Annotated in this window: 9 protein-coding genes; 4 read left to right on the top strand and 5 right to left on the bottom strand. The window is 59.5% G+C overall.

Features of this window, described 5'->3' with window-relative positions; translation table 11 throughout:
- The first annotated feature begins 27 nt into the window (after nt 1-27).
- Nucleotides 28-1,161, top strand: coding sequence for an SAM-dependent methyltransferase (locus tag GZ093_RS19440; RefSeq protein WP_296489248.1), 1,134 nt, complete (start codon nt 28-30; stop codon nt 1,159-1,161).
- A 37-nt stretch (nt 1,162-1,198) separates the two neighbouring features.
- Nucleotides 1,199-1,393, top strand: a complete 195-nt coding sequence (locus GZ093_RS19445) for a DUF2905 domain-containing protein (RefSeq protein ID WP_296489264.1) — start codon at nt 1,199-1,201, stop codon at nt 1,391-1,393.
- Nucleotides 1,394-1,437: 44 nt separating this feature from the next.
- Here the strand turns inward: GZ093_RS19445 and GZ093_RS19450 are convergent, their stop codons facing one another.
- Nucleotides 1,438-2,055, bottom strand: a complete 618-nt coding sequence (locus GZ093_RS19450) for a hypothetical protein (RefSeq protein ID WP_296489250.1) — start codon at nt 2,053-2,055, stop codon at nt 1,438-1,440.
- Between the two features lie 206 nt (nt 2,056-2,261).
- Between GZ093_RS19450 and GZ093_RS19455 the strand changes: the two genes are divergently transcribed.
- Nucleotides 2,262-2,591 carry a hypothetical protein gene (locus GZ093_RS19455; RefSeq protein WP_296489252.1) on the top strand — a complete coding sequence of 110 codons (330 nt, stop codon included), beginning with the start codon at nt 2,262-2,264 and terminating at the stop codon, nt 2,589-2,591.
- A gap of 335 nt (nt 2,592-2,926) precedes the next feature.
- On the opposite strand, the gene GZ093_RS19460 is transcribed toward GZ093_RS19455, so the two are convergent.
- The 3 genes from GZ093_RS19460 to GZ093_RS19470 all read right to left on the bottom strand — a co-directional run bounded on the left by GZ093_RS19460 (nt 2,927) and on the right by GZ093_RS19470 (nt 4,752).
- On the bottom strand, nt 2,927-3,085 hold the full coding sequence (locus tag GZ093_RS19460; protein ID WP_296489253.1) for a hypothetical protein: 159 nt from the start codon (nt 3,083-3,085) through the stop codon (nt 2,927-2,929).
- A 192-nt stretch (nt 3,086-3,277) separates the two neighbouring features.
- Nucleotides 3,278-3,709 carry a hypothetical protein gene (locus GZ093_RS19465; protein WP_296489255.1) on the bottom strand — a complete coding sequence of 144 codons (432 nt, stop codon included), beginning with the start codon at nt 3,707-3,709 and terminating at the stop codon, nt 3,278-3,280.
- 224 nt (nt 3,710-3,933) lie between these two features.
- Nucleotides 3,934-4,752: a UPF0149 family protein gene (locus tag GZ093_RS19470; protein ID WP_296489257.1), complete on the bottom strand. Its 819-nt coding sequence runs from the start codon at nt 4,750-4,752 to the stop codon at nt 3,934-3,936.
- Nucleotides 4,753-4,865: 113 nt separating this feature from the next.
- Between GZ093_RS19470 and GZ093_RS19475 the strand changes: the two genes are divergently transcribed.
- Nucleotides 4,866-6,491, top strand: a complete 1,626-nt coding sequence (locus tag GZ093_RS19475) for an FMN-binding glutamate synthase family protein (RefSeq protein WP_296489259.1) — start codon at nt 4,866-4,868, stop codon at nt 6,489-6,491.
- Here GZ093_RS19475 and GZ093_RS19480 read toward each other — a convergent pair.
- Nucleotides 6,475-6,861 carry a putative toxin-antitoxin system toxin component, PIN family gene (locus GZ093_RS19480; protein ID WP_296489261.1) on the bottom strand — a complete coding sequence of 129 codons (387 nt, stop codon included), beginning with the start codon at nt 6,859-6,861 and terminating at the stop codon, nt 6,475-6,477. The genes GZ093_RS19475 and GZ093_RS19480 overlap by 17 nt on opposite strands.
- Nucleotides 6,862-6,863: the final 2 nt, after the last annotated feature.

Genomic DNA, 6,863 nt, shown 5'->3' on the forward strand with positions numbered 1-6,863 from the left:
ATTGATTCTTCGCTCATAAGTTGATCTATGTCTTTTTTGCCCGCCGAAAATATTTCGGCCAGTTTGACCCAAATTATCGTGGAAGCCATTGCCGTACAAGATGGCTGGATCGGCTTCGATCAATTCATGGCGCAGGCGCTGTACACGCCAGGCCTGGGCTATTACGCCAACGACAGCAGCAAATTTGGCGCCCTGCCCTATGCCAGACAAGCGGGCGTGACCGTGGCGGGCAGTGATTTTGTCACCGCACCCGAGATGACGCCGCTGTTTGGCCAGACCCTGGCGACCCAGGTGGCGCAAGCCTTGCAGGTGACGCAAACCACTGAGGTGTGGGAGTTTGGCGCCGGCTCGGGCGCGCTGGCACTGCAAATCCTGGAGGCACTGGCGGCGCAAGGGCAAGCGTTGACGCGCTACAGCATTGTTGATTTATCCGGCAGCCTGCGCGCGCGCCAGCAAGCCAAGCTGGCGAAATTTAGCGACACGGTGCAGTGGGTGAATGAACTGCCCGATACGCTGCAAGGCGTGGTCATCGGCAATGAGGTGTTGGACGCCATGCCGGTCAAGTTGCTGGCCCGGGTCAAGGGCGTCTGGTTTGAGCGCGGCGTGGCGGTTGGTGCAGCGGGAGAATTCATCTGGCAGGACCGCCCGACCGCGCTGCGCCCGCCGCTGGCGATTGACGGCGAGCATGACTACCTGAGCGAAATCCACCCGCAGGGCGAGTCCTTCATTCGCACGCTGGCCGACAAGTTGAGCACTGGCGCGGCCTTTTTCATCGACTACGGCTTTCCCGAGCACGAGTACTACCACCCGCAGCGTCACATGGGGACCGTGATGTGCCACCGCAGCCACCAGTCCGATACCGACCCGCTGGCCGACGTAGGACTGAAAGACATCACTGCGCATGTCAACTTCACCGGCATGGCGCTGGCCTGCCAGATGGAGGATTGGGGCGTGCTGGGCTATTGCACGCAAGCGCGCTTCCTGATCAATTGTGGTCTGGTGGCCCGGATGGAAAACGCCACGCTGCAGGAACGGGTGCGGGCGCAAAAGCTGATCATGGAACATGAAATGGGCGAACTGTTCAAGGTCATCGGCTTCTACAAGGGCGAGCCGTGGCAGGCTTTGGGCTTTGCCGAAGGTGACCGCACGCACACGCTGTAGCGCGCGCGGCGCCGCTCATCCTGCACCCTTGACCGTCATGCTGCGCTGGCTCGTCGTCGTCTTTCTCGCCTTGCTGTTGCTGAGCGGACTCATGCCCTGGTTGCGAAAGCTCGGTTTTGGCAAACTCCCCGGCGACTTCTCGTTCCGGCTGTTCGGCCGTGACTGGTTCATCCCGCTGAGCACGACGATTGTGCTCAGCCTGCTGGCGAATTGGGTGTCAAAGATCATCTAGAACGCATCCTCGACCAGAGGACGGTGCTGGATGCTTCAAGGGCATCACGGATTGGGGCTGTAGAGCCGTTGGGGTGGCATCAAATCACAGCGCAAACGACCGCGCAGAAAATTGGGCTCGCCAATTTGCTGGTCAAGGCCACGCCGATAATCAACGATAGTTCCCAACATCCGAATGCATGTGCCTGCCCGGATCGGGTCATCATTTGCATCCTGACAAATGGACAGGGTTTGCCCATCAAAACGGGCAAAAACAGTTGTTCGGAATCGCATGGTTTGGCCAGCTGGTTCGGACAGGTCAACTTCTGCAAAAGTACCCTGCACCACATCCAGTGCAACCGGCTCAATGCGCCTCATTTTTCCGCCAAGCCGGGTCTGTGCGTCTGACAGAATGCATTGCACACGCTCACCGTACCGTGCTTGACTGCGTCGCAAGTCCAACTCAGCACGCTGGCGAACTGCTTCAGCCTCGCGGGCACGCGCATCGGCGGCGCGGCGCTCGTCTGCCGCCCGATCTTGCTTCGATTGCGTTTGCTGGGCCTGCAAATGCTGTTCGGTCGTCATGGCAAGCCATTGATCTTCTGGGATTCCCAATGGATAACGCGTGCCGCAGGCGCTCAGCGTGAGCAAGGCCAGGAAACTCAGCGTTCGGAAGAAATTCATGAGGATATGTGTTGCGTACAAGTCTTCACCTGAAAAAACGAATAAGCCAAAGCGGGTCAGCAATTGAGTTTAATGCCGGGGAACACTGTTCAGCTTCAAGGTCAGTTTCAGACTGCCCCCCACGGGTCAAATTGACGCCGGCCGCAACAGGTACATTAAGAACAAGCTCTAGAAGCCTTTTTCTTTATCAATTTCAGGGGGTCACTATGATCGTTTGGCGCGGGTGGGGTTTGGGGGCATTGGGGATTGCCGCAGTGGTGAATATCCTGATGCAGTGGCTCATTGGCGTGGCCATGGGTGACGACAACTATGGAAAGACTCACGGGTGGACCTGGCTGGTTTCGATGGGTGTCGCTGCGGTGTGCGTGTGGGTGGTGGGAGTCAAACTCGAGTCCCAGCCAGGCCAGGTGGTGATTGACAAAGAGACAGGGCAAGAACTGGAACTTAAACCCCGGCACGACATGTTTTGGATACCCTTCAAATACTGGGCTATCGCTTTCTTTGGGCTGGGTATTGCGTTTGCGTATAGCAAGTAACTATTGGGGCTTGAAATCTGCTTCTAATTTGACAGTTGCCCGCGCTTTCTGGGCAAGCTCTGGGTCGTCCTACTGACAAGGAAAAAGGGCGCGTTGTTCACCTTCACGAGCGGCTGTTGGCAGGTTACCCAACTCGCGCCATTGGCTTGCCAGGAAGTTGCCACTGGCGAACGTCAGCGCCCGAGCAGTCATTCATTTTGCGCGATCAGTTTTTCTCATTGGCGGCCAGCAAGGTGGCGTAGCCAGCCCCTGATCCCTCAAATACTGTTTCGTTCAAACTGACCAGAAAAAATGAAGCCCCAATCAAGGGGCCTTCATTTTTATCTGAATAGACGTTATTTCACGGCTGCTTCGCTGCTTGGAGCGACAGGTCTCTTTTGAGTGAACTTGACAGCCGCTTCTGCCAACTTGCGCTTGCGCTCCAAGTTGAGCCTTTCGAGCTCCGCGTGGTTGCTCTTCTTCATGTTGGGGTCTTTACCGAATACGCCTGCCATAGTGATAATTCCTTTGGTTCAGTCTAACTGAAAACGCGCAGCGCAAACCGCCACGAACCAATGGCTTAGGCTTGCCAGCGGGGCCAGTATTCCAGTGCAACGCGGTAGGTGGCAGTTGTGCCGAACAATTCTTGAGGCCAATACCCGCTTCAGACGGTTAATAGCCATTCGCGGTTTACCAACAGGATCTGTTCAAGATTGAGGTTTTGGAAAATCCTTGAGGCAACAACGCCCGGATGGGTTGCTGGTATCGCAGGAGCACAGACCTGCTTTGGTTTGTGCCATTATGAATTCTCTGCTTGAAGGTTTTTGGCTGAATCCAGCCTTGCTGACACCAAAGCAGTAGCACAACAAGTCGTCACCTTCACGTTCCTTTATCCCGATACGTGTACGAAGCTGTGACTTCAAAATGACCGAGTCATCAGCCCCGAAGTAGGCAACATCGCATTCGGCATCGTCACAAAAAAAATATCGCTCGGCAGTTGGAACCCAATCCCACGATGCCTTGATGTGGTGACTGATAGTTCTCACGGAAACCTCTGCATATTTCCGATCATTGACCGGGCAAGGGTGTTTTTTGGGATGCGTGTTATCAGGTGCAGATACTGAACAGCAGTTGCTCATGGTGGGGCTCGACGGCATTCGGCTAAAACCTCATTGTCGTTTCAAAACTTCCGTGCCAACGGTCACATAGTTTTCTGCAGGTCTGCCGGCGAACATCCCACTTGACTGACTTCAAACGCTGCCAAGCCCCAGCCCAGACCCCCATCATCGATGCCCGCCCCGGGCCACACAGGCTTCATATGCGGCCCGTAAAGTGGTGATTCCGCAGCGCTTGTGAATCAATTTCACGCCCCGCAGCACTTCTTGTATTTCTTGCCGCTGCCGCACGGACAGGGGTCGTTGCGGCCGGGCGTGGCCGCCTTGTGCACGGTTTGCTGGCGCGGCCCGAGGGTGCGCCAGAGTTCGCGCAGGTCGTACACGGCCCAGATCGCGCTGGCGTAGGCGTCCAGGCGCTGGGCGCTGACGCTGGGTGCGCCGTTTTCATCGTAGACCGACAGCGTGGGTGGGTCGGTGTCGTCGTCAGTCAGGGCCACAATGGCCACTAACGCCTCGTCCAGCCACTGGGCCGCCGTTTTGTCGCGCGGCGCCGCCCATTCTTCGGGCCAGCTCTCCACCGCATACATGAAGCCCAGCGCCCAGATTTGCGCGTACGACGGCGGTATTTCATGGCCAATTTCGGCACGTGCCTCCTCGGGCAGCGAGGCCACAGCGCCACGTATATCCACCACCTCGGGAAAGTAGGAGGCCTCGTCGCCCAGATCTTCCACCTTGGTATTGAGCGCATGCGCCACTTCGTTCCAGCGCCGCGTCCACAGCTCAAAAAAACGCTCTTGCTGGGCCGCATCTGCAAACGAGCCTTCATCCTGCGCGCCTTCGTCACCAATGGCCAACAACAAGGGCAAGTACTCCGAGGGCATGATCAATCGGCGGCAGCAGATCAACGCGGCCATGAAGCCTTCGCAAAACTCCCACTGCGGCGTCTCGTCATAGCGGGTCCGAAGATCTTCCAAGATGGTGTCAACTTCGTCAAATTCTTGCGGGCTCAAAGGTTCGATCGCAAAGCCGACGAGGGGGGTTGCTGCGCTGCTGGGTGCTGGGCTCATGGTGCTGGCTTTGTTCGTGGTTTGGGAAAGGCCTGTATTTTGCCCTGCCGCCGGGCCGCATTCGGGGCGCAAGGCATTGCGGCTAGTATGGTGGCCTTGAAAGGAAAGCCGCCATGCTCGACTATCTGAATACGATCTTTCCGGTTCGTTACACCGTTTTTGGCCTGAGCGGCTTCGGCCTGTTGCTGGCCATTTTTTCACTGGTGGCCTTTGGTGAGGGCGCAGCCGTTGCGCTGCTGTGTCTGCTGCTGGTCGGCATCGGTGTTTTTGACCTGCTGCAAACCCGGCGCGCCTTGTTGCGCAATTACCCCATCATCGGTCACCTGCACCTGCTGCTGGCGTATTTGCAGCCAGCCATCCGCCTGGACTTGGGTGACAGTGGCCGACAAGCCACCCCGTTTTCGCGCGCCCAGCGCGCCCTGGTGGTCCAGCGCGCCAACGGTGCATCCGAGCTTCGCCCGTTTGGCACGGCGCTGGCGGTGCAGGCCGAAGGCTACGAGTGGCTCAACCATTCCACGGCACCCACGCGCATGGATTCGCACAACTTTCGCCTCACCATTGGCGCCGAACGGGCGCAGCCCTACAGCGCCAGCGTGTTCAACATCTCGGCCATGAGTTTTGGCGCCTTGAGTGCCAACGCCATCCTGGCGCTCAACGCCGGCGCCAAGCGCGGCGGTTTCGCCCATGACAGCGGCGAGGGCTCGATCTCCAGCCATCACCGCGTCCACGGCGGCGACCTGATCTGGGAGATTGGCTCGGGCTACTTCGGCTGCCGCAATGGCGACGGCACGTTCAACGCTGACAAGTTTTCCAACCAGGCGCGCGACCCGCAGGTCAAGATGATCGAGCTCAAGCTCAGCCAGGGCGCCCAGCCCGGCTGTGCCAGCGTGCTGCCCGCCATCAAGGTCACGCCCGAGATTGCCGCCGCCCGCGGTGTGCCCGCCGGCGTGGACTGCGTCTCGCCCGCCGCCCACAGCGCCTTCACGACACCACTGGAGCTGCTGCAGTTCGTGGCGCGGCTGCGCGACATTGCCGAGGGCAAGCCGACCGGCATCAAGCTCTGCATCGGCCACCCGTGGGAATGGTTTGCGCTGGTCAAGGCGATGCTGGCCAGCGGCATCACGCCGGACTTCATCGTGCTCGACGGCGCCGAGGGCGGCACTGGCGCGGCACCGCGGGAATTCACCGACCATGTCGGCGCCCCGCTGGAAGAAGGCCTGCTGCTGGTGCACAACACGCTGCGCGGCGTGGGCCTGCGCGGGCAGATCAAGCTGGGTTGCGCGGGCAAGGTCACGAGCGCCTTTGACATCGCGCGCCTGATGGCGCTCGGCGCCGACTGGTGCAACAGTGCGCGCGGCTTCATGTTTGCCTTGGGCTGCATTCAGTCGCAGCACTGCCACACCGGCCGGTGCCCGACCGGCGTGGCCACGCAAGACCCGCTGCGCCAGCGCTCGCTGGTGGTGCCAGACAAGGCCGAGCGGGTTTACAACTTTCACCAGCAAAGCCTGCGTGCGCTTAAAGAACTGGTGCAGGCGGCGGGCCTGACGCACCCCGGTGAGCTCACGGCGCATCATGTGATGCGCCGCACCGCGGGCCATCAGGTCAAGTCACTGGCGCAGTTGATGGCGACCCCGCTGGCCCCGGGCGCCTTGCTGCAAGATGCCTTTAGCCCTCTGCCGCTGGTCTACCAGCAGCACTGGCCGCTGGCCCGGGTTGACTCTTTTACGCTACTAAATTAATAGCTGTAGACGCCCGTACATCAAGGGCTAGCAACCGTTTTGCCATGCAAAGCACGGCGCGGTCCTTGCTCAACAAGGTTGACTTGTGGGCGACGGCCAGGTCGATGAACTTCTGGTCATCCGGGTCGCGGCAGGTGACGCTGGCTTTGGGGGCGGCGTCGAGCCATTGCGCTTGGCCATCGAATTGCGCCAGCACGTCGGCGGCGGTGAGCTGGTGCAGCGTCAGCCGCACGACGATCTTCGGGTAGGCCAGCACCCGCGCCAACTCATCGCGCATAGCTTTGGTGGCAATCCACTGGATTTTTTTGGCGGCCAGCGCCAGCTTGAGCGGCTGCGTGGCCGGGTCATTGAAGACGAAGGCATCGAGCACGA

This window comes from Rhodoferax sp., from assembly GCF_010365055.1.
In the GTDB taxonomy this organism is placed as follows: Bacteria; Pseudomonadota; Gammaproteobacteria; order Burkholderiales; family Burkholderiaceae_C; genus Rhodoferax.

Excerpts from the sequence above, each read along its gene's own strand:
- GZ093_RS19460 (WP_296489253.1), bottom strand. The coding sequence starts at position 3,085 with ATGGCAGGCGTATTCGGTAAAGACCCCAACATGAAGAAGAGCAACCAC.
- GZ093_RS19440 (WP_296489248.1), top strand. The coding sequence starts at position 28 with ATGTCTTTTTTGCCCGCCGAAAATATTTCGGCCAGTTTGACCCAAATT.
- GZ093_RS19475 (WP_296489259.1), top strand. The coding sequence starts at position 4,866 with ATGCTCGACTATCTGAATACGATCTTTCCGGTTCGTTACACCGTTTTT.
- GZ093_RS19455 (WP_296489252.1), top strand. The coding sequence starts at position 2,262 with ATGATCGTTTGGCGCGGGTGGGGTTTGGGGGCATTGGGGATTGCCGCA.
- GZ093_RS19465 (WP_296489255.1), bottom strand. The coding sequence starts at position 3,709 with ATGAGCAACTGCTGTTCAGTATCTGCACCTGATAACACGCATCCCAAA.
- GZ093_RS19450 (WP_296489250.1), bottom strand. The coding sequence starts at position 2,055 with ATGAATTTCTTCCGAACGCTGAGTTTCCTGGCCTTGCTCACGCTGAGC.
- GZ093_RS19470 (WP_296489257.1), bottom strand. The coding sequence starts at position 4,752 with ATGAGCCCAGCACCCAGCAGCGCAGCAACCCCCCTCGTCGGCTTTGCG.
- GZ093_RS19445 (WP_296489264.1), top strand. The coding sequence starts at position 1,199 with ATGCTGCGCTGGCTCGTCGTCGTCTTTCTCGCCTTGCTGTTGCTGAGC.